The organism is Pontimicrobium sp. MEBiC06410 (genome assembly GCF_053601615.1).
In genome coordinates, this window is the sequence record NZ_JBSHNT010000162.1 from 346,135 (window position 1) to 372,487 (window position 26,353).

Below are 26,353 nucleotides of genomic sequence, written 5' to 3' on the forward strand. Positions count from 1 at the left end.
ACGCTCCTTTTTAGGTTTAATGTTAGATTAATAGCTAAGCTATACGGTAACTTCTTTTTTACTCTTTTTCTGTGTATGTAACTGTTTACTGTAATATTTAAATAACATATCGTAAACTACCATTTCATGAATACGTTGTTTAGCTAAGAAAATACGATTACAAACCATGTGTAAATAACTTAAAACGGTATTTTCTAACCCTCCAGGTAAAATATTATTACTGGCTAATGTTTTTAATTCGTTTACGACTTCTTTATTTTTAAAAGAGCGTTCTTTTAAAATATCCCATAAAGGCTTATAAATGTCTGCCTTAGTGTCTTCGTTTAAAAAGGTTTCAATATTAGTCATGTTTTCACTATACAACTCATTTACTTGCTTGTTTAAGGCTCCAGTTTTATTAAACTCTTTTCCAAAACTAGTTTTAGCAATATTTAATAAATGCATTTTTTGTTTAACACTAAAACCAAAGTCATTAAGTAAATGATCCATAGAAAGTAACGAGAATAACCAACGAATACGCTCTCCTGCATCTCCTTCAATCATATCAGCAAATTTAACAGTACACTCACTATCATTATAATATAAAGCTTCGGTAGCATCTATAGATTCAAAGCCATAACGTTGTAATTCTCTTAAGTACGTATCGGTTTGTGTTTTCCAAATTAACAGATTGTTTTCGAACGGCTGAATGTGTTTTTTGATAATTGATACGCACTCAGAGAATTTAGTTTGATCCTTTAAATGAATTCTAAAACGTAAATGGTAGCCATCTTTATCAGAATAGCGTATAAAGAACCATTTCGTTATTAAGTTATTCGCCTCAAGTTCGTCAACTGTTGGCTTAATGGCTTGGTTTAGTAATTTTTCTCCTACTCGTTCCCCGCAATAAAACTTATAATAAAGCCACTCATCTCCAGTAGAATAAGATGCTTTTTGAATACTAGCAGGTGTAGCAGGTGTTGTTTCTACAAGTTTATTTTCCTTTTGTTTAGGAATGTTTTTATAAGAAGGCAAAACAAATTCATTACAATAAGCACCAGTTATTGTGTCTTCTTCAAAGAAAAACTCTTTAAGTTGTATAAAATGTTCGCCTTTTAGCATGTAATAAAAAGTGAAACAACTTAAGTCGTTTTTAAAATTTACTACAACTTCATTATCCCCTTGGGTAAAAGAAACAATGTCTGGGATATTACGTTTCTTCTGAAAAACTCTAACAGCATCAATAGCGTTTTCTTCTTTATTTTTAAGAATAGCCTTCATTGTATCACTTGTTAAGTTCCAAGTGGCACGAGATAAAACAATATCTTTATAATTTACTCGCGGTAAATAGTCGAAATCATTTTGTAAGCTTCCCCAACTAAAACTTAAACCAGATTGTTCTTGGTCTTGCATATCACATAAAAAATGATAGATAGGCAAAGCATTAGCGCTATAATTATGGGCGTTTCCTAAACGAGGTATAATTTCTTTATTTAAACGTTTAGAACGTAAAATAATTTTTCCTCTCTTAACAGAGATGTATAAATCAGTAACATCTAATTGGTATTCTTTATCAAGAGAGGAGTTTCCTAGATATGGTATTTCGTAATCTCGTTGAAATTTTCTATAAAGAATATTCCCAGTTCTTGCTTGAGGTAAATGAATAATTTCTGCTAGTATTTTATCTGGGTAAAGTGCTTTTTCATGATTGTGTATTTCATCGCACATAGTTTCTATAGAAGCATCTAAGTGAGCAAAACGACCAATTAAACTATTCGCCGATGGCCCCCAAACAGATTTTAAATGTACTTTTTCTTCTCCTTTTTCATGAAAAACATTGAAGAATGTCGAAAAACTATCTGGATATAAACTTTCGTTTTCGTCAAACTGATTAATTTCCTCATCAGTTAAATTAATTTCTGTAGCACCATTTTGTAAAGCTTTTAAAGCTTTTTTAAATAGAAAGCCAGTTTTATTATTCCATGAAATTTTTCGTTCATTTGCATATCTGCCTCTTATAGCTAGTTTGTCTACTAAAGGTGTCTTTGCTCCTGAACCTGAACCATAACCAATACCTAAATCTGGATCTAGTACATTAATAAGAGGTTGTTCGTATTCTTCATAACGTTCTTGAAACTTCTTTTTAAAATCATCTAAAGTTGGGTTAGACCTTTTATTTTGTAACTTATTTAAAACAACTATGGCACTACGTAGCTTTTTTATTGTTGAATAACTTAAAGTAGCGTTAGGTATTGTTTTGTAACTATCTACTTGAAATAGTTTTGTTATATCTGTTTCTTGGATCTTTTCTTCTATTTGAGTGTGTATTTCTCTATATTTTTCTGGATTGTTTATTCCAGATTCATCAATAGCAGTTATTTTACTTTTTAAAGAATGCAATAATTCTTTAACAACATTTGCCTCATAAAAATCAAATCGCTTTTCGCTTAAAACAGTTAACAAGCCTTCTAAATAATCATCTCCAGTTAAAGTAAATTCAAGTTCGTTAACAAAAAACTGACTGTCAATAACTTGGTGAACAAAATCTCTAGCATCTTCATCGCTAATATTATCATCTGTAATGGGTTTTATAAGTTGACTTATTGTGGCTCCTTGATGAGCAATTTTTATTGTTTTTTCTAAATAGTCATTAATGTCTACTTCAGATATTTTATGTCTTCTAGCACTTTTTTTAAAGTAATACTCAACAAAACGATATTTGTCCATTACCTTATACATCGAGTTGTTAGGGTAGTATTTTAAAACGTTACGTATGTCTTTATTTTTGGTAATTTCTGGTAGTATCTCACCCAGAAAATACATATCGAACTTAGTGGTACGTTTTATTTCTCCACTGTCTACATCTATACTGGTTTCTTTTCCTAGATTTATGGTGCCTACAGAAGCCCATAAACCAAAAGGAGTACAACGATTTGCTAGTCTTGAGGTGTATTTATAAAGAGACCCTTTAAGGCTTTTAAGCTCGTCTTCTGTTTGAAAAGCTTCTCCCTTTTCCCATAATTCAAATGCTTTATATATATTGGGAGATCCAATAAATAATGCTTCTCTATGCTTAGGGTTTTTAAATATATCTTGAATTTCTTCCCAGGTAATATCTATTTTCTTAGGACTTAAAGGCGTCCTAACAACCGCTTTGTTTGCAAATGAATGATTTTTCATGATTAACGGATTTTTTTAATTATACATTTAAATTACTCCACATTTTACTGTAATATCCTTGTTTGTCTAAAAGCTCTTGGTGTGTTCCAGTTTCTATAACCTCTCCTTTTTTAAGAGCAATTATTTTATCGGCTTTTACAATAGATTGTAGTTTGTGGGCAATTATTATTATTGTTTTTCCTTGTGATGCTAAATCATCAATGAGATCTTTTATAACTAATTCAGATTCTGAATCTAATGCTGAGGTAGCCTCGTCTAGTATTAATATTTCTGGTTCTTTATATAAAGCTCTCGCAAAGGCTATTCTTTGTCTTTCGCCTCCAGAAAGATTGGCTCCAAACTCCCCTAAATAGGTTTGGAAGCCATTAGGGAGCGATTCTATAAACTCATAAGCGCCTACTTGCTTACAAACTTTAATTATTTTCTCCATATCTGGGCTATATTCTCCAATAGCTATGTTAGATATAATGGAACCATCAAATAATTCGACATTTTGAGGGACAGTAGTAACTAAAGCATTAATACTATCTTTAGTAATATACTTTAAATCGTAATCTCCAATAAGTATTTTACCTTCATAGGGTTGATATACATTTTGAATTAATGAAGCAATCGTACTTTTTCCACTACCACTTTCTCCTACTAGAGCTGTAAACTTTCCTTTAGGTATAGTTAAACTAATATCTTTAAAGATGTCCCTTCCTAATTCGTAATGAAAACGAACATTGTCGAATTGAATATCTCCAAAAGAATGTTCAGAGATTGTAATATTTGCTTCGTTAACTTCGGTTTCCAGATCCATGATGCCAAATAACCTATCTGCCGCAATCATAGCATTTTGAATAGATTTATTAGTACCTATTAATTGTGAAGCAGGGCCAGTAAAATAACCTATTATAGAATAGAAAGAAAAGAGTTCTCCAGGTGTAATTTCGCCATCAATAACATAATAAGTTCCAACCCATAATAGGATAACTGTAAATATTCTAGAAATAAAACCTGTAGATGTACTGGCAAAAATATTATTTAAGCCAGATTTATATATTGTCTTTAATAAATCTATGAACTTTAACTCTGTTTTGTTTTTAGAAAAATCCTCTAGAGATAATCGCTTTACAGTTCCAATATTTTTAATAGATTCTACTAGTTGAGATTCTAGCAATGCATTTTTCTCCATTACCTGTCGCTCTACCTTTTTATTTAAATTGTTTACAATAAAGTAGATGATAATGTATAATGGAATAATTAACGTAATAATAGCTGCTAATTTCCAATAATAGGTATACATGAAGATGAATGAAAAAATAACGATAAATACATTTACTAAAATATTTAAAGCAGTTTCATTAATTAGCAATCTAATTTTTACAGCATCTCCAATTCTGGACATAATTTCTCCAATACGCATAGTATCGAAGAATTTTTGAGGCATTGTAAATAAGTGTTTATAATACCCTAAAATAAGCCTAGAATCTATCTGTTGGCTGGTTTTAAGCATAAAAACATCTTTTAATGCTCCAAAAATAAATTGAAGAACAACGCATAATAACACAACAACACTCATTAAATTAAGCAGACCTTTATTACCACTAACAAAAACAAAGTCGGTTATTTTTTCTATATAAATAGAAACAGAAAACCCTAAAAGTGTATAAATTATAGAGCCTATAAGTGCTTGGAAAAGAATGTGTTTGTGTGGGTTTAAAAGAAAAGCCATACGTTTTAAATTCGAGAACTTTTCGTTTCTTTCTTTAAAAATATCTTCGTCTGGTATTAAAATTAACATGTATCCAGTGAAAATGTCTTTAAAGTCTTTAATAGTTTTCTTTTCAAGTTTTCCCGTTGCAGGATCCATGACTTTAACATAGTCCTTAGTTACCTTGTAAATAACCATATAATGAGGAAACTCGTGCTCATCGTGTTTTATTAACACATGGGCAATTGCAGGAAGTGGTATTTCTTCTAAACTTTCTAGAGATGCTTTTACCCCTTTTGCTATAAAGTCTAACTTTGTAGCTGCTTCACGTAAACCTAAAAGTGTTGTTCCTTTTTGGTTAGTATTGGCATATTGTCTTATTCTAGCAATTGGCAAACTTAGTTTATAGTGCTCTGAGATAGAAGCTAAACAAGCGGCTCCGCAATCGCTAAAATCGTGTTGTTTTATTTCTATTTTACTCATTTATGTCATTATAAGGGTTAAACCAATCGTCTATACTATCTGTTAATAGCTGAAATAATGTTCTGTTGGTTAAAAAGAAACGGCTAGTAACATTCATTCCTTTCTTTAATGGGCCTTTTACACCATTAGATAGAGATAGTGTTTTTTCATTTAAAGAGCTTCTAACTTTAAAAACTGGTGTGTTTTGTATAACAACGATATCTTTTCCTACTTCAATAATTTCACCAGTAGCAAAACCCCATTGGTTTGAGTTATAAGATTCTACTTGATATTTAACAGGAATACCTTGTTTTATATAACCAATATCTTTAGGGTTCATGTAAGATTCTACAATTAAATTACCGCTAGGAGAAATTGTTGCTAAATTACTACCTGGGTTTATAAGGCTTCCTAGGTGATGAGCTTGAACATTAATTAAATCACCATCTACAGGAGCAATAACAACTTTCATGTTTCTCTCTTCTTTTAATTGCTCTTGATTAGAGTTTAAATTATCTAGAGATTGTTCATATTCAGAAAGTTCAATTTGCCATGCTTCTTTTGCTTGACTAATAAAAAGAGCTTTATCATCTTTTGCTTTATCTAACTGAAAAAGGGCTTCCTCGTCCTGTACTTTAGTGTAAGCATCTTTTTTATATAATTCATTTACTCTCTTATAATTGTTTTTGGCTTTTTCAATAACTGTATTTAAGTTGTTTCTTCTTTGGTTATACTGAAGAAGCGCTTTTTTGTATTTATTTGTTTTTATTTTATAGTGCTGTCCATTAATGAGTAACCTTAAATCTGATATAAAGCCTAAAATATCTTCTTTCTGATGTTTTAATAAATCATCTCTTACATCTTGATCTTTTTGGCTTATAATAGCCAAAGTATCTCCTTTAGAAACAGTTTGATTTTCTTTAATATTAAAATAAGTAATTCTACCTCCAGAAGAAGTGTATATAGAAACTGGAGTTTCTTTGGATACAACCCTTCCTAGACTTGTAGAAGGAACATCTATGTTTATAAAAGGTAAGGATATAAATATCCCTAATAGCGTAAGAAATAATAGCCAAAAAATAAGATTAGTTTTTTTGTTGTGCTTTGCTATGTGATACTCGACTGTGTTGTGTAATATGTCCTCTGGGAATATATTATTTTCGTTCATAATTCAATCGTTGTTTAGGGTATTATTTTTTCAGACTGAATTTTCTAACGAAAAAATCGTTGTATGTAAAATATGTCATTTGCTTGAGTTTTGATTCAAAGCAACATATTATTAATAATATATACAAAGTATAGCTGCTTATATTTATAAATTAAGACCCTGTTTTTTTGTTTTATTTTTTTGAAAATTAGTTATTTATACGATTTGTGTAACGAAAATAAAATTTTAGTTTAATCCTAGTGTATGTGGTTGTTGTAAGAAATAATTTTAGAAATATTAGATCATTTTTTTGTTAATTATAAGCTAAATTACAATTACTTTTAGCACAGAAATAAACAAATTAAACCCTTTGTCTATATTTGTAATAGATAAAGTAGTATGAGTAAAAAAGAAAAGAAAATTCCATTAAAAAGAAAACTACTTCATAAGTATCGATTAGTAATATTAAACGAAGATACTTTTGAGGAGCGCATTTCATTTAAGTTAACACGACTAAATGTATTTGTATTAGCTACAATTTCATCAATATTATTAATAGCACTTACTACATTATTAATAGCGTTTACTCCAATTCGGGAATATATTCCTGGTTATTCTTCTACAGCATTAAAAAAGAAAGCAGTAGAGCTTAATTATAAAACAGATTCATTACAAAAGGTTATTAGGTTAAATGAACAATATTACAGCTCTATAAAAAAAGTGCTAAAAGGAGAGGTAAGTACTGTAGAGTTTAATAGAGACTCTATTTTATCTGCAGCAAAACTAGATATTGGCGAGGTAGACTTAGACCCAATTAAAGAGGATTCTATTCTTAGAGAAAAAGTAGATAAGGAAGATAAATACAATTTATTTGAAACAGCTAAAACCAAAGCCAGCTTTGTTTTATTTCCTCCAGTGAGCGGAACCATAAGTGAGACATACAACGTAGAAGAAAAACATTATGCAGTAGATGTAATAGTTGCAGAGAATACACCAGTAAAATCTGCAGCAGATGGAACTGTTATTTTTGCAGAATGGACTACAGAAACGGGGTATGTAATTATAATAGAGCATAGCCATGGCTTAATATCTGTTTATAAACATAATGAGTCGTTAACTAAAGCTCAAGGGGATTTAGTTAAATCTGGAGAAGTTATAGCAATGGCAGGAAACACAGGAGAATTAACAACTGGTCCTCATTTACATTTTGAATTATGGAGTGATGGTTACCCAGTAAACCCAACTAATTTTATAGATTTCAAATAATTTAATGATACCATTTAAGTCTGCATTAGCAAAACAATTTGCAAAGAAAATATATAAATCCATTCAAAAATGGGCAAATAACCCAATTGAAACTCAAGAGAACGTTTTTAAAAACTTAATAAAAGAAGCTTCTCATACTAATTTTGGGAAAGACCATAATTTTAAGACCATAAAAACTCATGAAGATTTTGTAAAACAAGTTCCTGTAAGAGATTATGAGTCTATAAAAAAATATGTAGATAAAGTTGTTGAAGGCGAGAAAGATGTTTTATGGAAAGGAAAACCATTATATTTTGCAAAAACGTCTGGCACCACTTCTGGAGCAAAATACATACCAATTACAAAAGAAAGCATGCCATATCATGTTAATGCGGCGAGAAATGCTATATTAATGTATATACATGAAACAGGGAATACGAAATTTGTAAATGGTAAAATGATTTTTTTACAGGGTAACCCAATACTAAAAGAAAAGAATGGTATACAGTTAGGTCGATTATCTGGTATTGTGGCACATTATGTACCTAAGTACCTTCAAAAAAACAGAATGCCATCTTGGGAGACAAATTGTATAGAAGATTGGGAAACTAAAGTAGATGCTATTGTAGAAGAAACACTACCTGAGAATATGACTATTATTTCTGGAATTCCTTCATGGGTACAAATGTATTTTGAAAGACTTCAAGAAAAAACAGGAAAAAAAGTAGGAGATATTTTTAAAAACTTTAATCTATTCATTTTTGGAGGCATAAATTATGAGCCATATAGAGCTAAGTTTGAAAATTTAATAGGGAGAAAAGTAGATAGTATAGAACTATACCCTGCAAGTGAAGGTTTTTTTGCATTTCAAGATAAGCAAAACGAAAAAGGAATGTTGCTACAGTTAAATTCGGGTATGTTTTACGAATTTATAAAAGCAGATGAATTTTTTAATGAGAATCCAAAACGTATAACCATTGCAGAAGTAGAAAAAGGTGTAAATTACGTAATAATAATATCTACTAATGCAGGTTTGTGGGCTTATAATATAGGAGACACTGTACAATTTACAAGTTTAAGTCCATATCGAGTTATTGTCTCTGGTAGAATAAAACACTTTATATCTGCCTTTGGAGAACATGTAATAGGTAAAGAGGTAGAACAAGCATTAAAGGAAGCTATAGAAAGTTCTGAAGCTAGAGTTAATGAATTTACAGTAGCGCCACAGATTACGCCTCAATCTGGTCTACCCTATCATGAATGGTTTATAGAATTTGAAAAAGAACCGGAAAATATTACTAAATTCACTAATAAAATAGATAAAGCATTACAAGAACAAAATAGTTATTATTTAGATTTAATAAAAGGAAAAGTATTACAGCCTTTAAAAATATCTAAAATAGATAAAAATGGATTTCAAAATTATATGAAATCTATAGGAAAATTAGGAGGGCAAAATAAAATTCCACGCCTTTCTAATGATAGGAAAATTGCAGATGCTTTAGAAACGTATATTCTCTATAAATAATAGTATATTTGCAGGCTAAAGAAAGATTATGAGTAAAATAACATATCATGAAAGAACGAGGGCTCAAGAAAGCTCAAATGCAATAGAAAGAATGTATATTACTATGCGTCATTTATTTAATAGAGGGTTTTATAAACCAATGGGAGTCTCTGGAGAAACCTTAAGAGAAGCACTTTTAGTTTTAAGGCCAGAAATATATGGTTCTATTGCAGATGAAAAAGCAGAATTAGATGGTCTATTATATGTAATAGATAGATTGCCAATAGGCATAGAAGAGTGTCGTTTTATTAATTTAACAAGTGATGAAGGCTATGCTAATTCACATTTTGAGGCGATAATACCACCCAAAAGAAGACGTAATTGCTATCGTATAGACGATGAGCAAATGAATATTGAAATTACCCGAGGACGATCGGAAATTTATGATATTTTAACTCACTTAACGTTTCTTTTTGTAGAGTCTCATAAAATTAGTAAACGTGTAATAATTAATGACGAAGGGCATACTACAAGAGATTGGTTAAAACTAGAAAAAGCAGTTTTAAGTAAAAAGAAACTTACTCAAAAAGAAAGAGAAATAGCCATTACTCATACAGCCAATATACTTGGAAGAACGTTTAGAGAATTATCTTCTGTATATTCTAACTTTGCAACAAAGGAAAAACCAGAACGCTTATTACATATTGTATATTGGTTAGGTAAATTGGCAATAGATGAAGTTGTTAATAATACTAAACGAACAGTTACTTTTAGTCCTGTTTTAAGAGAGAGACTGGGGCACCATATACATGGTGAAATATGGGCAAATACAATTAAAGAAACACTTAAAAAGAATAATTTATTAGAACGCCCAATACATATAATTAGTGCAAACTTGCATAGTGTAATGAATACGCTATATGCACCAATAGCATTAAAAAATTTAATATCTAAAAAGGATATTTTTGGTGTTTATGAAGACTTAAGTAGTAGTAAAAACGAAGCCCTACGCAATAAAGTAACACAAAAAGCGTTACAGCAGGGAATGATTTATATAAAAGATACCTCTGGAACTAATATAGATGTTCAAATTTTTGATACAGCTAAGCTAGATTTAAGCCAAACAGACTTGGGTTTAAATAAGCAAAATAAAGAAGATAATGAGGCTCCAGTTATTTTTGTTATGGATTATGCTTTTGGTGAACAAGCTTATGAAACTATAGATGAACTTTTAAAACCTTATGGGGATAAAGGTACTAAAGTTCACTTAAATGTAGAATCTATTTCTGTAATGGGGAAGGCTGGAATTTTAGAAGGAGGAAAAGGAGATATAATGATACCGTCTGCACATATTTTTGAAGGCACAGCAGATAATTATCCTTTTAAAAATGAATTAAGTAAGTCAGATCTAGAAGGGCAAGGCGTAGATGTGTACGAAGGTTCTATGATTTCAGTGTTAGGAACATCATTACAAAACAAAGACATATTAAAGTTTTTTTTCAATTCAACATGGAATGTAATTGGATTAGAAATGGAGGGAGCACACTATCAAAAAGCTATTCAAGCAGCATCGAAAGTAAGGGGGAGTATTAATCCAAATGTAAAGGTAAGGTACGCATATTATGCTAGTGATAATCCATTAGAAACAGGAGGTACTTTAGCATCTGGAGGATTAGGAACCTCTGGAGTTCGGCCAACCTATTTAATAACAAGAAAGATTTTAAAACAAATATTTAATTAACCATTTTACCGCAATTATGAGTAAAGAATTACCATCGAATAAAAATACATCTGAAGAAGTCGACTTAGTTGTATTTTTTAATATAATAGGCAATCTGTTTACTAGACTTTTTAATTTTATAGGTTCCATTTTAAAGTCAATTTTTTCAGTAATAATAATTATTATTAAGTCTGTTGTTATTAATTGGAAAATAATTGCAAGTGTAATTATTGCTACTGCTATATTAGGATACGTTCTTGAGCGAAATAAACCCAAAGTATATAGCTCAGACATGTTGGTGAGGCCATATTTTGACTCTAAATATCAGTTAGTTACTAATATTAATTATTTTAATGCTCTAATTGCCAATCAAGATTATAATACATTAAAAGCTATTTTCGTAAAAAACGATACTGTAAAGATTGATATAGATAAAGTAAAATCTTTTAAAATTGAACCTGGACCTGAAACAGAAAACGATAAAGTTTTACAATATCAAGGTTTTTTAAGAGCATTAGACAGTTCTAGTGTAGAAAATGTATCATTCGAAGACTATATAGATAATCGAAGTATATATTCTGGAAGCTTATTTTTAATAACAGTAGAATCTTACAAAAAGGATATTTTTAAAGATTTAGAATATGGTATTAATTCGGCATTCACAAATGATTTTTCTGAAAGAAAGAAAAAGAAAGAGAATAAATTATATGAGTTAGAAAAAAAGAATATTCTTGAAAACTTAAAAGAAGTAGACTCCCTACAAAGAATTTATATAGATGTTTTACAAGAAGAAACAAAGAATCCTAGTAAGGATTTTAAATTAGGAGGGTTTTCTCTGCAGCAAGAAAAATCAGGAACAAAAGAATACGAGTTACTTGAAAAAGAAATAAAATTAAGAGAGCAATTAAGAGAGTTAGAAGAAAAAGCGATATCTAAAGATGTTTTTGTAGATGTAATATCTAGTTTTCAAAGAGTAGGGAATCAAAAAATCACCTTTAAAGAAAGGTATTCTATTATTTTTCCATTATTAGCTTTTGTTATGTTATGCTTGATTTATATAATAATAAGAATTATAAAATATGCAATGCAATATGAAAACTAATACGGTTTTAGTCACAGGAGGAGCAGGTTTTATAGGTTCTAATTTTATACCTTTTTTTTTAGAAAAAAATAAAAACACCAAGGTAGTAAATATAGATAAACTAACTTATGCAGGAGAACTGACTAATTTAAAAGAAATTTATAATCATGAAAACTACACCTTTATCGAAGGAGATATTTGTGATGGTAATTTAATTGAAGAACAGTTTAATAAATATAATTTCAATGGTGTTATTCATTTTGCTGCAGAGTCACACGTAGATAATTCTATAACCGATCCAGGAGCATTTATAAATACAAATATTGTAGGGACATTTAATCTCTTAGAAACAGCAAAAAAATATTGGATGAAGGGGCCTAATAAAATAAAAGAAGGCTATGAAGATTGTCGATTTCACCATATATCTACAGACGAAGTTTATGGAACTTTAGGAGAAAATGGGTTATTTACTGAACAAACACCTTATGCTCCTAATAGTCCATACAGTGCATCTAAAGCATCTTCAGATTTTATTGTTAGAAGTTATTTTCATACTTATGGAATGAATGTAGTTACTACCAATTGCTCTAATAACTATGGGCCTAAACAACATAACGAAAAGCTCATTCCTACAATAATTAGAAAAGCTATTACAGGAGAGCAAATACCTATTTATGGGAATGGTAAAAACATAAGAGATTGGTTATATGTTTTAGATCATTGTAAAGGCATTGATTTGGTTTACAAAAAAGGTAAAACAGGGGAGACCTATAACATAGGAGGTAGAAATGAAAGAGATAATTTATATATAGCAGACACTATTTGTAGAATTTTGGATGAAATAAAACCATCTAAAAAATCTTATAAAGAACAGATAACATTTGTAAAAGATAGACCTGGGCATGATTTTAGATATGCAATAGATGCCTCAAAAATAGAAATGAATCTTGGGTGGAAAGCCGATGAAAACTTTGAGACAGGTATTAAAAAAACCATTGATTGGTATTTAAAGAAGTATGATAATTAGTTCTTTTAAAAATAATTTATAAAAAATAGATGAAAGGAATAATACTAGCTGGAGGATCAGGCACACGACTGCACCCATTAACGTTGGCGGTAAGTAAGCAATTAATGCCTATTTATGATAAGCCAATGATATATTATCCTTTATCTACATTAATGTCGTCAGGAATTAAAGAGATTTTAATAATATCTACACCTCACGATTTACCTCTTTTCGAAGCTCTTCTAGGTGATGGAAAAAAGTTTGGATGCAATTTTCAATATGCAGTGCAAGAGGCCCCTAATGGGTTAGCAGAAGCATTTATAATTGGAGAAGAATTTATAGGTAAAGATAAAGTCGCTTTAATATTAGGAGATAATATATTTTATGGAACAGGGTTAGAAAAATTACTACAAGCAAATAATAATCCAGAAGGAGGTATTATATATGCTTATCATGTTCTAGATCCAGAGCGTTACGGTGTTGTAGAATTTGATAACAATGGAGAGGCAATTTCTATAGAAGAAAAGCCAAAAAAACCTAAATCTAATTATGCAGTACCTGGTATATATTTTTATGATAATAATGTAGTTCGTATAGCAAAAAATATAAAACCTAGTCATAGAGGAGAATTAGAAATTACAGACGTTAATAAAGAGTATTTAAGGCGGAAAAAATTAAAAGTTAGTGTATTAGATAAAGGAACTGCCTGGTTAGATACAGGGACTTTTAATTCGCTAATGCAAGCTTCTCAGTTTGTTCAGGTAATAGAAGAAAGGCAAGGGCTAAAAATTGGAGCTATTGAAGAGGTGGCTTATAAAATGGGGTATATAAATAAGGAACAATTAGGTGAGCTCATTCAACCATTAGTTAAGAGTGGTTATGGAAAACACCTTATTAGTATTCTAGATAAATAATACTTTTTTAAGATTGTATGAAAGCTATTAAAACAAAACTTGAAGATTGCTTTATTCTTGAACCTACTATTTTTAATGATGAAAGAGGTTATTTTTTCGAAAGCTTTAATAATAGTGTTTTTAATAAAATAATGGGAGTAAATACGGTTTTTGTTCAAGATAATGAGTCTTATTCAACTAAAGGGGTTTTAAGAGGGTTACATTATCAACAAGGAGAATTTGCTCAAGCAAAATTAGTTAGGGTCGTTAAAGGTAAGGTGTTAGACGTTGCTGTAGATCTAAGAAAAAATTCAAAAACCTATAGCGAATACATTTCGGTAGAGTTAACTGAAGACAACAAAAGGCAATTGTTTGTTCCTAAGGGATTTGCACATGGTTTTGTCGTGCTAAGTGATACGGCTATTTTTTCATATAAATGTGATGGTTTCTATAATAAAGATGCAGAAAGAGGCATCATTTATAATGATATAACTTTAAACATAGATTGGAAATTACCAGAAAAGGAATTAATTATTTCAGAGAAAGACCTACTTTTGCCAAAATTTGATACTATAGAATTATGATTACAAAAAGGGTTTTAGTTACTGGGGCTAGCGGGCAACTTGGTAAATCCATACAAGAACTCTCTCATAATATAGAAGATGTTGATTTTACTTTTATGGATAGTAAAATGTTAGATATTACAAATAAACTTAAAATAGATAGTTTGTTTAATTCTAAACATTTTGATTATTGTATTAATTGTGCCGCATACACAGCTGTAGATAAAGCTGAGGAAAATAAAGAAAGAGCATATGAAGTAAATGTAATAGGAGCTAGGAATTTAGCAGAATTGTGTGAGATTAAAAATGTAACATTAATACATATTTCAACTGATTTTGTTTTTGATGGAAATGGTAATATACCTTATATAGAAGATGATATAACAAATCCTATATCCATTTATGGATTAACAAAACTAAAAGGTGAAAATGAAATAAAAACGACTTTAAAAAAGTATTTTATTATTAGAACCTCATGGTTATACTCAGAATATGGTGGTAATTTTGTTAAAACAATGCTTAAGTTAAGCCAAGAGAGAAATCATTTAACAATAATTAAAGACCAAGTAGGAGCTCCTACTTATGCTATAGATTTAGCAAAGGTTGTTATAAGGATTATAAAAGATCAAAGCCATAATTTTGGACTTTATCATTACAGTAATGATGGGTTGGGAAGTTGGTTTGATTTTGCAAAGGCTATTTTTGAGTATAAAAAAATAGACCTTGATGTTAAAGGAATATCTAGTTCGAGTTACAAAACATTAGCAAAAAGACCACACTTTAGTGTGTTAGATAAAAGTAAAATAAAAAGAGAATTAGGGATTACTATTCCTTATTGGAGAGATAGTTTAAAGGAGTGTTTGAATAAAATAGACTAAAAAATGAATAAGACAATTGCTATAATCGGTTTAGGTTATGTTGGCTTACCTCTAGCTGTAGAATTTGCAAAAAAATTTAGAGTTATTGGTTTTGATATTAATAAAACTAGAGTGAATGCTTTAAATGAAGGTCATGATAGTACATTAGAAGTTAGTGACGATAATTTAAAAGCAGTACTAAATAAAACGAAGGCAGGAATAGGTTTACAGCTTAGTTACGATGTTAATACAATTGCAGATTGTAATGTATATATAGTAACTGTTCCTACTCCAGTGGATAAGAATAATAGACCTATTCTTACACCATTAATAAAATCATCTGAAACTATTGGTGAGGTTTTAAAAAAAGGTGATATAATTATATATGAATCTACTGTTTACCCAGGGGTTACAGAAGACGAATGTGTCCCGATTTTAGAAGAAATTAGTGGCTTAAAATTTAATAAAGATTTTTACTGTGGTTATTCACCAGAAAGAATAAATCCAGGAGATAAAAAACATACTGTAGCTAATATTAAAAAGGTAACATCCGGTTCAACAAAAGAAATAGGAGAAGTTGTAAATAGCTTATACGCATCTGTTATCACTGCTGGTACGCATTTAGCACCAACCATAAAAGTAGCAGAAGCAGCCAAAGTAATTGAAAATGCTCAACGAGATATTAATATTGCTTTTGTTAACGAATTAGCTAAAATATTTAATAAGTTAGACATAGATACACATGCTGTATTAGAAGCAGCATCTACAAAATGGAATTTTTTACCATTTAAGCCAGGATTAGTTGGAGGGCACTGTATAGGTGTAGATCCATATTATTTAGCTCAAAAAGCACAAGAAGTAGGTTACCATCCTGAAATTATTTTAGCAGGAAGACGTTTAAATGACAGTATGGGAGAATACGTTGCTACTGAAGTATTAAAATTAATGGTAAAAAGTAATATAGCTATAAAAAATGCAAAAGTTTTGATGTTAGGTATTACATTTAAAGAAAACTGTCCTGATATTAGAAACACCAAAGCTATAGATGTATATCGCGCTTTAAAAGAATTTAATATGGATGTAGATGTATATGATCCATGGGTATCTAATGCTGAAGTAATGCATGAATATAATTTAGAAACCATATCAGAAATTAGTGAAACATATGACACTATTGTTCATGTTGTAGCTCACAAGCAATTTTTAGAATTAGATTTAAATAAAATTAAGAGAGATAATGCAGTAGTTTACGATGTAAAAGGTGTTTTAGATAGTAAATTAGTAACAAAAACGCTTTAGAAATGTATTCTCAAAAATATCATAATAAAGATCTTTCGAGTTTTTCTTTTTTAGTAACAGGTGGAGCCGGTTTTATTGGCTCTAATCTTGTTGAATACTTGTTGAAATATAATGCGAAAAAAGTAGTAATACTAGATAACTTAGCCACAGGTCATATAGAAAACATAGAACCTTTTATAAAACTTCCAAATTGCGAGTTTATAAATAATGATATTAGAGATTTAGAGGTTTGTAAAAAAGCAATGAATGGTGTTGACTACGTCTTACATCAAGCAGCTTTGGGGTCAGTACCTCGATCTATTAATGATCCTATAACATCAAATGATGTTAATATTTCAGGTTTCTTAAATATGTTAGTCGCAGCAAAAGAGTCTAAGACAGTTAAAAGAATGGTTTATGCAGCATCTTCTAGTACTTACGGAGATAGTAATGGGTTACCAAAAGTTGAAGATACTATTGGTAAACCGTTATCCCCTTATGCTGTAACTAAGTATGTAAACGAATTATATGCAGACGTATTCTATAAAACATATAACTTAGAAACTATAGGATTGCGTTACTTTAATGTTTTTGGACAAAGACAAGATCCAAATGGAGCATACGCAGCTGTCATTCCAAAATTTATTGGTCAATTATTAAATCATCAAGATTTAGTTATAAACGGAGATGGTAAGCATTCTAGAGATTTTACTTTTATAGAAAATGTGGTACAAGCAAATATAAAATCTGTTTTAGAAGAAAGTAAAGATTCTGTTAATCAGGTTTATAATGTAGCCTTTGGTGAAAACACAAGTTTGTTAGAACTTGTAGAAGCTATAAAAGAAGGTTTTAAAAATTTGAATATTGATATAAAATCATCAGTTAAGCATGGACCGGACAGAATAGGGGATGTAAAACATTCTCTAGCAGATATTTCAAAAGCAAGAAATTTGTTTTCATATACCCCTATGTATTCTTTTAAAGAAGGTATTAAATTAACTGTTAAATCATATTGCGAGAAATAATGGGAAACTTTTTTATACATGAAACAGCAGTAGTAGATGAAGGGGCTATTATTGGAGAAGGCACTAAAGTTTGGCACTTTTCTCATATTATGTCCAATAGTAAACTAGGAGAGAAATGTAACATTGGTCAAAATGTAGTTATCTCACCCGAAGTAGAATTAGGTAATAATGTAAAGGTTCAAAATAATGTATCTATTTATACAGGAGTAAAATGTGAAGACGATGTGTTTTTAGGCCCATCTATGGTATTTACAAATGTAATAAACCCTAGAAGTGCAGTAAATAGAAGAGGTAATTATGCAAAAACAATTGTGAGAAAAGGAGCTTCAATTGGGGCAAATGCAACTATAGTTTGTGGTAATGATATTGGAGAGTATGCTTTTATTGGAGCAGGAGCTGTAGTAACAAAAACAGTAAAACCATTTGCATTAGTTGTTGGAAATCCGTCACGGCAAATAGGGTGGATTGGGGAGTATGGACATAAACTTATTTTCAATGATGATAATATAGCTATTTGCGAAGAAAGTAATCAAACATATAAACTAGAAAATAACAGCGTAACACGAGTTTCATAGTATGAAAAATTTTGCATTAATAGGTGCATCAGGATATATTGCACCAAGACATCTTAAAGCAATTAAAGACACTAATAACAATTTAATTGCAGCATTAGATCGTTTTGATTCTGTAGGAATAATTGATAGCTATTTTCCAGAAGCAGATTTTTTTGTTGAACCAGAAAGATTTGATAGACATTTAGAAAAGCTTAAATACGATAAAAAAACAAAATTAGATTATGTAAGTATATGTACACCAAATTATTTGCATGATTCACATATAAGAATGGCATTAAGAAGAGGTTCAGATGCGATTTGCGAAAAACCTTTAGTTCTCAACCCATGGAATATTGAAGCTTTAGCAAATGTAGAAAAAGAAACTGGACGCAGAGTTTGGAATATTTTACAATTAAGACTACATGATAGTATAATTGAATTAAAGAAGAAGATGGCATCAGCTCCAAAAGATAAAATTTTTGATGTTGACTTAACCTATTTAACTTCTCGCGGTAATTGGTACTACACTTCATGGAAAGGAGATGTATCTAAATCAGGAGGAATAGCCACAAATATTGGAGTTCATTTTTACGATATGTTATCATGGATTTTTGGTGAGGTTAAAAAAAATATTGTCCATGTGCATAGGCATGATCGTGCTGCTGGGTATTTAGAATTTAAAAGAGCTCGAGTACGTTGGTTTTTATCGATAAATAGTGATGTATTACCAGATTATATTAAAGAAAAAGGACAAAGAACATACAGATCTATTCAAATTGAAGGAGAAGAATTAGAATTTAGTGGGGGATTTACAGATTTACACACCAAAGTCTATAAAGATATACTAGATGGAAAAGGTTATGGTCTAACAGATGCAAAACAAGCCATAAATATTGTTCATGATATTAGAAACTCAGAACCAATAGGTTTAAAAGGAGAATATCATCCATTAGCAAAAAAAGAATTTACAAATCACCCTTTTGGGAAACTTTATAATTAATAAAATGAAATTAGACAATTCAAGAGTACTAGTAATAGGAGGAGCTGGGTTTATTGGAGGCTTCGTAGTTAGTGAACTATTAAAACATAACGTTAAAGAAGTTGTTATTTATGATAACTTTGCAAGAGGAAAACAAGATAACATTATTGAAAGTCTTAAAGACTCAAGATGTACAATATATCCATATGGAGGAGATGTAAGAGAAACAGATATTCTTGACACAGCAATGCAAGGTGTTGATTATGTATTTCATTTAGCAGCGATGTGGTTATTACATTGTAAAGATTATCCACGTACAGCATTTGATGTCAATGTTGGTGGAACCTTTAATGTTTTAGAAGCTTGTGTGAAAAATAATGTTAAAAAATTGGTGTCATCATCATCTGCATCTGTATATGGTGATGCGGCTGAAGTACCAATGACAGAAGCTCATCCATTTAATAACAAAAACTTTTACGGAGCAACTAAAATTGCAGGAGAAGCAATGGCTACAGCTTTTAATGATCGCTATGGATTAGAAGTTGTGAGTTTACGTTACATGAACGTATATGGTCCAGGACAAGATCAACACGCTGTTTATAGTGGTGTAGTGCCAATTATGCTTAATAAAATTGAAGCAGGAGAGCAACCAGTGATTAACGGAGATGGAAGTCAAGCATATGACTTCGTATATGTAGAGGATGTTGCAAAAGCTAATATTGCAGCTTTAGAATCGGATGTTAAAATAGGAAACTATAACGTAGGAACTGAAGTACAAACAACTATAAAAGAACTTTGTGATACTATTTTAGATCTTAAAAAATCAGATTTAAAGGTGAAATACGTACCATATTCAGCTGATGATGCAAGAGCATTAGTCCAGAATAGAATAGGTTCTCGCCAAAGAGCAGAAAAAGAATTAGGGTTTTTGTACAAAGACTCATTAAGAGAAGGATTACAAAAATTAATAGACTGGAGAAAATCTGTCGGAATCGATAAAGAATAATTGTTATGAATATTCCATTAATAAAACCATATATTACTCAAGAAATTAAAGATAAAGTTATAGAAGTTCTTGATAGTGGTTATTTAACTGAAGGTCCAGTTACAAGAGAATTTGAAAGTAAATTAAAAGATTTTTTAGGAGTTAACTATTGTCTAGCAGTAACATCTGCTACTACAGGGTTAGAAGTTGCATTAAGAGCCTTAAAAATTGGTCCAGGCGATGAAATTATAGCGCCAGATTATACTTATCCTGCTACTGCAGCAGTTGGGCCTATTGTAGGAGCAAAAGCTATAATTGTCGATGTTGAAAAAGATACAATGAATATTGATTATGATGCTATTGAGGCGGCCATAACAGACAAAACAAAAGCAATTATACCTGTATCATTGTTTGGAGCGCCATTAGATTATAATAGATTAAATACTATTAAAGAAAAGTACGGTGTTTATATCGTAGAAGATGCTGCATGTTCAATTGGTGCAGAATTTAATGGAATTCGAGTTGGAAGTCAGGCTGATATTACAATTTTTTCTTTACACCCAAGAAAATTTATTACAACTGGAGAGGGAGGAATTATAACCACCCAAAATAAAGAATGGGCAGATTGGATGAATTCATATAAACATTTTGGAATGGATATGAGCGGTAATTCAAGAGAAGGTATTCAATTTGAAATTATAGGAACTAATTATAAATTATCTAATATTCAATCGGCGGTTGGATTAGGTCAATTAAATCATATAGATAATTTACTTTCAAAAAGAATTGAATTAGCAAATAACTACATTAAATTATTTAAGGATGTTGATGGAGTTGAAATACCAAGAACGGTAGAGAATAGTCAACATTCATATCAGACGTTTGCAGTTTTTGTTGAGGATAGAGATCGTATTATGACAGAAATGCGAGCTAAAGGAATAGAAGTTCAAATAGGGACTTACTCATTGCACAAGCATAAAGCGTTTCAAGATAACGACTTAGTAGAGATCAAAGGTGATATGAAAAATAGTACATGGTGTTATAAGCATGCTTTAGCTCTGCCTCTGTATAATGATTTAACAGAAGAACTACAACAAAAAGTTGTTTCAGAATTAAAAGCTTGTATATAAATGTGTGGAATTGTAGGTGTTTTTAATCTTAATGAAGAAGCTGTATATAGAGATCAATTAAAATCTATGACAGATCAGATTGCTCATCGTGGACCAGATGGGCAAGGTTTCTTTGTAAAAAATAATATTGGTTTATCACATAAAAGACTTGCGATATTAGATACAAGCGATAAAGGGGCTCAACCTATGAGCTCTAGAAATAATGAGTGGACTATTATTTTTAATGGATGCATCTACAACTTTTCAGAATTAAAACAAGAATTAAAATCAAAAGGGCACATTTTTGTCTCTGAAACGGATACAGAAGTCATTTGTGAAGGGTTAGCAGAGTACGGAGTATCCTTTTTCGAGCGTTTAAATGGTATGTTTGCTATAGCTGCTTGGAATGATAAAACTAAAGAACTTTACTTAAGCAGAGATCGTTTTGGTATTAAGCCTTTATACTATTGGTTTAATGGTAAAACGCTCTGTTTTTCAAGTGAAATTAAAGCGATTATTAAACACCCTGATTATAAAATAGATGTAGATTTAAAGGCTTTAAATGAGTATTTTACATTTCAAAATGTCTTTTCATATAATACATTATTTAAGGATGTAACAATGTTGCCTCCTGCAAATACAGTTAAAATAGATACTAATACCACATACGTTGAACACAATTCATGGTGGGATTATGATTTTACTAAAACTGATGAGTCAATGTCTTTTAATGAGGCTCAAGCTGAAACTAAACGATTATTTAAACAAGCTGTAACTAGACAAATGATTGCAGATGTTCCAGTTGGATCTTATTTGTCTGGAGGTATGGATTCTGGTTCAATAACCGCAGTCGCTTCAGAGCATGTAGACAGACTATCAACCTTCACTTGTGGGTTTGATATGAGTGAAGTTACAGGCAGGGAAGCTAATTTTGATGAAAGAAGAGACGCCGAATTAATGGCAAATCACTTTAAAACGGAACACTTTGAACAAGTTATGAACGCAGGTGATATACGCTGGTCTTTACCAAAATTGGTATATCACTTAGAAGACCTTAGGGTAGGGATGTCTTATCCGAACTATTATATATCTAGATTAGCTTCGAAATTTGTTAAAGTATGTTTACAAGGAACTGGAGGCGATGAGTTATTTGGTGGTTATCCTTGGCGTTATTATAAAGTATTTGATTCTATTAGTAAGGAAGATTATTTTGATCAATATTATGAATTTTGGCAACGTTTAGTTCCAGATACAGATAAAGAGGCATTATTTACAGAAGAAGTTTTTAAAGAAATAGATATAGACGAACCACGAAAAGTATTTGAAAGGGTATTTACTTTTAACGATAAATTAAAGTATGATACACCAGAACAACATATAAACAATTCATTGTATTTTGAGATTAAAACATTCTTACCAGGTTTGTTTTTAGTCGGTGATAAATTAGCAATGGCTCACGGTTTAGAGGAGCGTTTTCCTTTTATGGATAACGACTTGGTAGATTTTGCTATGAAAGTTTCTGTAAAGCATAAGTTAGGTAATTTAGAAAAAGAAATAGAAAAAATAGACGAGAATACAGAACGAAAAAAGAAAGTATATAGAGAGTTTGACGATGGTAAAAACGTGTTACGTAAAGCAATGGCAGACTTTATACCGGAAGATATAATTAATCGAAAAAAACAAGGCTTCTCTGCACCAGACGAAAGTTGGTATAGAGGTGAAAATGCCGAATATGTAAAAGAGTTATTACTTTCAGAAAGCACAGTAAGTACTAAGTATATAAATAAAGATTATATTATTAAAACGGTTGATGAACATATAAATAAAGGAATTAATCATCGTTTATTAATATGGTCTTTGATGAATTTCGAATGGTGGTGCCGAATATTTATTAATGGAGAAAAAGTATAGTTTTAATGTCCATAAATTATAGAGCAATACAAATTATAAAAGATACCATTAAAAGTTTAAATTTAGATTTAACTTCTTATGTTGTTTTAACAGAAGTTGGGAGTAATAATTATTTATATACGCCAATTATTCCATTATTAGCAGGCGCTAAAAAAGTATATGCTTGGACTAGAGATTCCTATTATGGTAAAGGAGAGGAAATTGTTAATCAATGTCTAGAAATTGTTAAATACTTAGGTTTAGAAGATACCATAGAGTTTTCTATAAATTCTGGTAATGAAAATCATATTAAAGAAGCAGATATTATTACTAATTCAGGTTTTATTAGACCAATTACTAATGCTTTTTTAAAAAATGTAAAACCTGGTGTTGCAATTCCTTTAATGTTTGAAGCTTGGGAGATTAGAACACAAGATTTAGACTTAGAAGCTTGTACAAATTATAACGTTAAAGTTGCTGGAACATGGGAAAATCATCCCAAAATTAAAGTATTTAACTATGTAAAAGAATTAACATTAAAAATGTTGTTTGAAGCAGGTTATGAGATTAGTGGTAATAAATTCATTATTTGGTCTAACGATCATTTTGGAGAAAAAGCAGAAGAAGTGTTAAACTTAAATAATGCTAGAGAAATTATTGTCACTACAGACTATCAAGTTTTAAAGTCTAATATTTATAACGTAGATGCAATTTTATTATTTGATTATCACGAAACAAAAAATTATTTTGGAGACGATAGCATATTCAATTTAAGAGAATTAAAACAATTAAATAACCGCTTTGGTATTGTTCACCTATATGGTAATGTAGATTATAATTATTTATTAGAAAGAAATGTAAATGTCTACCCAGCTAAGGATGGAAAAGCCTTAAATATGACATTTACATTAGCATATGTTGGGTTATTACCCGTTTTAAGACTATTAACAGCAGGATTTAAAGTAGGGCAAGAAAGTCTTCAAAACACCAAATCAGAATTATCACAACCTATAAATTTTTAATTTAGAAAATGAGAATAGCAATTATTGGTAGAAGTGAGTTATTATATAGTACAGCCGAGTTATTAGTTAATAAAGGGTTTGAAATCCCTTTAGTTATCACAAGTAAAGCTGCACCAGAATATAAAAAAACAGAGAAAGATTATAAGAATTTGGCTGAAACACTAGATGCAGAATTTATCCAAACAGGAAGAATAAATACTGAAAAAATAATTGCTAAAATAAAATCATTGGAAGCTATAGATATTGCTGTAAGTATTAACTATTCTGGTGTAATTGCTGATGAAATTATAAACTTATTCCCTATGGGGATTCTTAATGCACATGGTGGAGATTTACCTCATTATAGAGGAAATGCCTGTCAAGCATGGGCAATTATTAATGGTGAAGAAAGAATAGGGTTATGTATCCATAAAATGATAGGTGGAGAATTAGATTCAGGAGATATTATATCAAAATCATATTTACCTATTAATATTAATACAAGAGTAGGCGAAGCTTATAACTGGATGGAAAATGAAATTCCTCCATTAATGCTTAATGCAATTGAGAAATTATCTAAAAACCCAAGTGAAGTAGAGAAGCAATCACTAGACCCAAAAAAAGCATTAAGAACGTATCCTAGGAATCCAGATGATGGAGAAATTGATTGGACTAAAGATAGAGAATCAATAATTCGATTAATCAACGCATCTTCAGAGCCTTTTGCAGGAGCATTTACTAGTTATGAAGGAGAGAAAGTGATTATTTGGCGAGCAAAAATATATATTGATGATGAAAATTATTATGCAGTACCAGGTCAAATTGCGAAAATTGATAAATTAACTGGGAATATTATAATAATAGCTGGTAATGGTAAAATTGAAGTTGAAGAAATTGAATTTAAAGGAGACAGAAATAAACCATCTAATTTTATTAAATCTATAAGAAAACGTTTTAAATAAGTTGTATCCAAATATTTTACATTGAAAAAATATAAATGAAAAAAATAGCATTATTAGGAAATATGAATAATAACCATAATTCCTTAACACGATATTTAAGAGATGCAGGGTTTGATGCTCAATTGTTTTTATATGAAAATGAAGTAGATCATTTTATGCCAGGTTGTGATCAATACGGCACTGTATATAAAGAATATACAAACTACCTCAAATGGGGATCCTATAAGAGTTTAGTTTTCTTTAATAAAAAGAAGATTAAGGACGATTTGAAAGATTTTGATTTTGTTATAGGAAGCCGTCTAGCTCCAGCAATATTAAACAAGGCTGGTATGAAATTAGATGTAGCAATACCTACAGGAAGTGATTTGTATGAGTTTCCATTTTTTCAAGGATATCGTTTAAAAAATTTATTGAAGTATTTCTTTGTTTCAAAACATCAACGTAAAGGTTTTGAAGAGTGTAGTCATTTAATTTGGGATGAAACGAATCCTGGTATTGAAAATAAAATAGGTAAAATAAAATTTAAAGGAAATAGATTAAAATGTGGTATACCTATGATTTATTTGCCCGAATATACAAAGGAGAATATCCAAAAACATATTTCTGAATCGCATCTATACAGCAGGTTTAAAAAGATTAGAGACGAAAATGACATAGTTATATTCCACCAAACAAGACATTTATGGAAATCTGTGCCAAGTAATATGCCAGAACATAATAAAGGTAATGATAGATTATTTCATGCTGTAAAAAAGCTAATTGACAACAACCCGAATTTAAATATTGCGGTTAATACCTTTAGTTATGGAGGAGATGTGGATGAGAGTAAAAAACTAATTAAAGATTTAGGCATAGAGAAGTACGTAAATTGGTTTGAAAAATCTCCAAGAAAGGAAATTATGATAGGAATAGATCTAGCTGATATTGTCGCTGGACAATTTAAAAATTGTTATTACACTTATGGTTCTGTTTTAGAGGGTGTTACTATGAAAAAAGTGATTATCCATAATAGAAGTAATGAAATGGAATATAAGAAAAAACTTTCTAAATTATTTCCAGTTATTCATGCAGAAACAAAAAATGACATATATGAAGGTTTAACGAAGTACATTAATAATAAAGAATATTATGATACTGAAGTTGCTAAAGAAGCTTATAATTGGCTAGAAAATGTACTTATAAAAAAACCAGTAAATTATATTATAGACGCCATACAAAATAAAACTTAGTAAAT

21 protein-coding genes are annotated in these 26,353 nt (G+C 30.2%); 18 read left to right on the forward strand and 3 right to left on the reverse strand.

The features are described 5' to 3' along the window. Positions 1 to 39 precede the first annotated feature (39 nt). From ACVC08_RS17365 to ACVC08_RS17375, 3 genes are read right to left on the reverse strand one after another with little or no spacing between them, the layout of a single operon-like run. Complete coding sequence (locus tag ACVC08_RS17365; RefSeq protein ID WP_452603000.1) at positions 40 to 3,159, reverse strand: lantibiotic dehydratase; 3,120 nt, start codon at positions 3,157 to 3,159, stop codon at positions 40 to 42. A 19-nt stretch (positions 3,160 to 3,178) separates the two neighbouring features. Next, complete coding sequence (locus ACVC08_RS17370) at positions 3,179 to 5,338, reverse strand: peptidase domain-containing ABC transporter (protein WP_452598492.1); 2,160 nt, start codon at positions 5,336 to 5,338, stop codon at positions 3,179 to 3,181. Then, positions 5,331 to 6,485 (reverse strand): HlyD family secretion protein, encoded by a 1,155-nt coding sequence (locus ACVC08_RS17375; protein ID WP_452603001.1) that lies wholly within the window; start codon positions 6,483 to 6,485, stop codon positions 5,331 to 5,333. Before ACVC08_RS17375 ends, ACVC08_RS17370 begins: the two co-directional genes overlap by 8 nt. A 378-nt stretch (positions 6,486 to 6,863) precedes the next feature. Here ACVC08_RS17375 and ACVC08_RS17380 point away from each other — a divergent pair, with 378 nt between their 5' ends. Genes ACVC08_RS17380 through ACVC08_RS17465 form a run of 18 tightly spaced genes read left to right on the forward strand, consistent with a single transcriptional unit; the run spans position 6,864 to position 26,348 of the window. Then, positions 6,864 to 7,730, forward strand: coding sequence for a M23 family metallopeptidase (locus ACVC08_RS17380; RefSeq protein ID WP_452598490.1), 867 nt, complete (start codon positions 6,864 to 6,866; stop codon positions 7,728 to 7,730). A 4-nt stretch (positions 7,731 to 7,734) separates the two neighbouring features. Further along, positions 7,735 to 9,237, forward strand: coding sequence for a GH3 auxin-responsive promoter family protein (locus tag ACVC08_RS17385; protein ID WP_452598489.1), 1,503 nt, complete (start codon positions 7,735 to 7,737; stop codon positions 9,235 to 9,237). Between the two features lie 28 nt (positions 9,238 to 9,265). Then, on the forward strand, positions 9,266 to 10,957 hold the full coding sequence (locus ACVC08_RS17390) for a DUF6909 family protein (RefSeq protein ID WP_452603002.1): 1,692 nt from the start codon (positions 9,266 to 9,268) through the stop codon (positions 10,955 to 10,957). A 16-nt stretch (positions 10,958 to 10,973) separates the two neighbouring features. Beyond that, positions 10,974 to 12,038, forward strand: coding sequence for a hypothetical protein (locus ACVC08_RS17395; RefSeq protein WP_452599554.1), 1,065 nt, complete (start codon positions 10,974 to 10,976; stop codon positions 12,036 to 12,038). Next, entirely contained in the window at positions 12,028 to 13,044 is a 1,017-nt protein-coding gene (rfbB, locus tag ACVC08_RS17400; protein ID WP_452599555.1) for a dTDP-glucose 4,6-dehydratase, read from the forward strand. Before ACVC08_RS17395 ends, rfbB begins: the two co-directional genes overlap by 11 nt. Before the next feature lie 29 nt (positions 13,045 to 13,073). Then, positions 13,074 to 13,937 carry a glucose-1-phosphate thymidylyltransferase RfbA gene (rfbA, locus tag ACVC08_RS17405; RefSeq protein WP_452603003.1) on the forward strand — a complete coding sequence of 288 codons (864 nt, stop codon included), beginning with the start codon at positions 13,074 to 13,076 and terminating at the stop codon, positions 13,935 to 13,937. Positions 13,938 to 13,954: 17 nt separating this feature from the next. Next, entirely contained in the window at positions 13,955 to 14,500 is a 546-nt protein-coding gene (rfbC, locus tag ACVC08_RS17410; RefSeq protein WP_452603004.1) for a dTDP-4-dehydrorhamnose 3,5-epimerase, read from the forward strand. Next, entirely contained in the window at positions 14,497 to 15,357 is an 861-nt protein-coding gene (gene rfbD / locus ACVC08_RS17415) for a dTDP-4-dehydrorhamnose reductase (RefSeq protein WP_452603005.1), read from the forward strand. Before rfbC ends, rfbD begins: the two co-directional genes overlap by 4 nt. A 3-nt stretch (positions 15,358 to 15,360) precedes the next feature. Further along, the gene (locus ACVC08_RS17420) at positions 15,361 to 16,635 is read left to right on the forward strand and encodes a nucleotide sugar dehydrogenase (RefSeq protein ID WP_452603006.1); all 1,275 of its coding nucleotides are present in this window, start codon (positions 15,361 to 15,363) and stop codon (positions 16,633 to 16,635) included. A gap of 2 nt (positions 16,636 to 16,637) precedes the next feature. Next, on the forward strand, positions 16,638 to 17,639 hold the full coding sequence (locus ACVC08_RS17425; protein ID WP_452603007.1) for an SDR family oxidoreductase: 1,002 nt from the start codon (positions 16,638 to 16,640) through the stop codon (positions 17,637 to 17,639). After that, positions 17,639 to 18,214: an acyltransferase gene (locus tag ACVC08_RS17430; protein ID WP_452603008.1), complete on the forward strand. Its 576-nt coding sequence runs from the start codon at positions 17,639 to 17,641 to the stop codon at positions 18,212 to 18,214. Before ACVC08_RS17425 ends, ACVC08_RS17430 begins: the two co-directional genes overlap by 1 nt. A 1-nt stretch (position 18,215) precedes the next feature. Next, the gene (locus ACVC08_RS17435) at positions 18,216 to 19,193 is read left to right on the forward strand and encodes a Gfo/Idh/MocA family protein (RefSeq protein WP_452603009.1); all 978 of its coding nucleotides are present in this window, start codon (positions 18,216 to 18,218) and stop codon (positions 19,191 to 19,193) included. Between the two features lie 4 nt (positions 19,194 to 19,197). Next, on the forward strand, positions 19,198 to 20,178 hold the full coding sequence (locus tag ACVC08_RS17440) for an NAD-dependent epimerase/dehydratase family protein (protein ID WP_452603010.1): 981 nt from the start codon (positions 19,198 to 19,200) through the stop codon (positions 20,176 to 20,178). A gap of 5 nt (positions 20,179 to 20,183) precedes the next feature. Beyond that, positions 20,184 to 21,287 carry a DegT/DnrJ/EryC1/StrS family aminotransferase gene (locus ACVC08_RS17445; protein ID WP_452603011.1) on the forward strand — a complete coding sequence of 368 codons (1,104 nt, stop codon included), beginning with the start codon at positions 20,184 to 20,186 and terminating at the stop codon, positions 21,285 to 21,287. Then, positions 21,288 to 23,177: an asparagine synthase (glutamine-hydrolyzing) gene (asnB, locus tag ACVC08_RS17450; RefSeq protein WP_452603012.1), complete on the forward strand. Its 1,890-nt coding sequence runs from the start codon at positions 21,288 to 21,290 to the stop codon at positions 23,175 to 23,177. A 5-nt stretch (positions 23,178 to 23,182) separates the two neighbouring features. Then, positions 23,183 to 24,178, forward strand: a complete 996-nt coding sequence (locus ACVC08_RS17455) for a hypothetical protein (protein WP_452603013.1) — start codon at positions 23,183 to 23,185, stop codon at positions 24,176 to 24,178. An 8-nt stretch (positions 24,179 to 24,186) separates the two neighbouring features. Then, the gene (locus ACVC08_RS17460) at positions 24,187 to 25,119 is read left to right on the forward strand and encodes a methionyl-tRNA formyltransferase (protein WP_452603014.1); all 933 of its coding nucleotides are present in this window, start codon (positions 24,187 to 24,189) and stop codon (positions 25,117 to 25,119) included. Positions 25,120 to 25,154: 35 nt separating this feature from the next. Continuing rightward, positions 25,155 to 26,348: a hypothetical protein gene (locus ACVC08_RS17465; protein WP_452603015.1), complete on the forward strand. Its 1,194-nt coding sequence runs from the start codon at positions 25,155 to 25,157 to the stop codon at positions 26,346 to 26,348. Positions 26,349 to 26,353: the final 5 nt, after the last annotated feature.

What these genes read in the sequence shown, in the direction of transcription:
- ACVC08_RS17430 (WP_452603008.1), top strand. Translation starts at nt 17,639, where the DNA reads ATGGGAAACTTTTTTATACATGAAACAGCAGTAGTAGATGAAGGGGCT.
- asnB (WP_452603012.1), top strand. Translation starts at nt 21,288, where the DNA reads ATGTGTGGAATTGTAGGTGTTTTTAATCTTAATGAAGAAGCTGTATAT.
- ACVC08_RS17420 (WP_452603006.1), top strand. Translation starts at nt 15,361, where the DNA reads ATGAATAAGACAATTGCTATAATCGGTTTAGGTTATGTTGGCTTACCT.
- ACVC08_RS17365 (WP_452603000.1), bottom strand. Translation starts at nt 3,159, where the DNA reads ATGAAAAATCATTCATTTGCAAACAAAGCGGTTGTTAGGACGCCTTTA.
- ACVC08_RS17390 (WP_452603002.1), top strand. Translation starts at nt 9,266, where the DNA reads ATGAGTAAAATAACATATCATGAAAGAACGAGGGCTCAAGAAAGCTCA.
- ACVC08_RS17395 (WP_452599554.1), top strand. Translation starts at nt 10,974, where the DNA reads ATGAGTAAAGAATTACCATCGAATAAAAATACATCTGAAGAAGTCGAC.
- ACVC08_RS17440 (WP_452603010.1), top strand. Translation starts at nt 19,198, where the DNA reads ATGAAATTAGACAATTCAAGAGTACTAGTAATAGGAGGAGCTGGGTTT.
- ACVC08_RS17425 (WP_452603007.1), top strand. Translation starts at nt 16,638, where the DNA reads ATGTATTCTCAAAAATATCATAATAAAGATCTTTCGAGTTTTTCTTTT.
- ACVC08_RS17380 (WP_452598490.1), top strand. Translation starts at nt 6,864, where the DNA reads ATGAGTAAAAAAGAAAAGAAAATTCCATTAAAAAGAAAACTACTTCAT.
- ACVC08_RS17460 (WP_452603014.1), top strand. Translation starts at nt 24,187, where the DNA reads ATGAGAATAGCAATTATTGGTAGAAGTGAGTTATTATATAGTACAGCC.
- ACVC08_RS17370 (WP_452598492.1), bottom strand. Translation starts at nt 5,338, where the DNA reads ATGAGTAAAATAGAAATAAAACAACACGATTTTAGCGATTGCGGAGCC.
- ACVC08_RS17375 (WP_452603001.1), bottom strand. Translation starts at nt 6,485, where the DNA reads ATGAACGAAAATAATATATTCCCAGAGGACATATTACACAACACAGTC.
- rfbB (WP_452599555.1), top strand. Translation starts at nt 12,028, where the DNA reads ATGAAAACTAATACGGTTTTAGTCACAGGAGGAGCAGGTTTTATAGGT.
- ACVC08_RS17435 (WP_452603009.1), top strand. Translation starts at nt 18,216, where the DNA reads ATGAAAAATTTTGCATTAATAGGTGCATCAGGATATATTGCACCAAGA.
- rfbD (WP_452603005.1), top strand. Translation starts at nt 14,497, where the DNA reads ATGATTACAAAAAGGGTTTTAGTTACTGGGGCTAGCGGGCAACTTGGT.
- rfbA (WP_452603003.1), top strand. Translation starts at nt 13,074, where the DNA reads ATGAAAGGAATAATACTAGCTGGAGGATCAGGCACACGACTGCACCCA.
- ACVC08_RS17385 (WP_452598489.1), top strand. Translation starts at nt 7,735, where the DNA reads ATGATACCATTTAAGTCTGCATTAGCAAAACAATTTGCAAAGAAAATA.
- ACVC08_RS17455 (WP_452603013.1), top strand. Translation starts at nt 23,183, where the DNA reads ATGTCCATAAATTATAGAGCAATACAAATTATAAAAGATACCATTAAA.
- rfbC (WP_452603004.1), top strand. Translation starts at nt 13,955, where the DNA reads ATGAAAGCTATTAAAACAAAACTTGAAGATTGCTTTATTCTTGAACCT.
- ACVC08_RS17445 (WP_452603011.1), top strand. Translation starts at nt 20,184, where the DNA reads ATGAATATTCCATTAATAAAACCATATATTACTCAAGAAATTAAAGAT.
- ACVC08_RS17465 (WP_452603015.1), top strand. Translation starts at nt 25,155, where the DNA reads ATGAAAAAAATAGCATTATTAGGAAATATGAATAATAACCATAATTCC.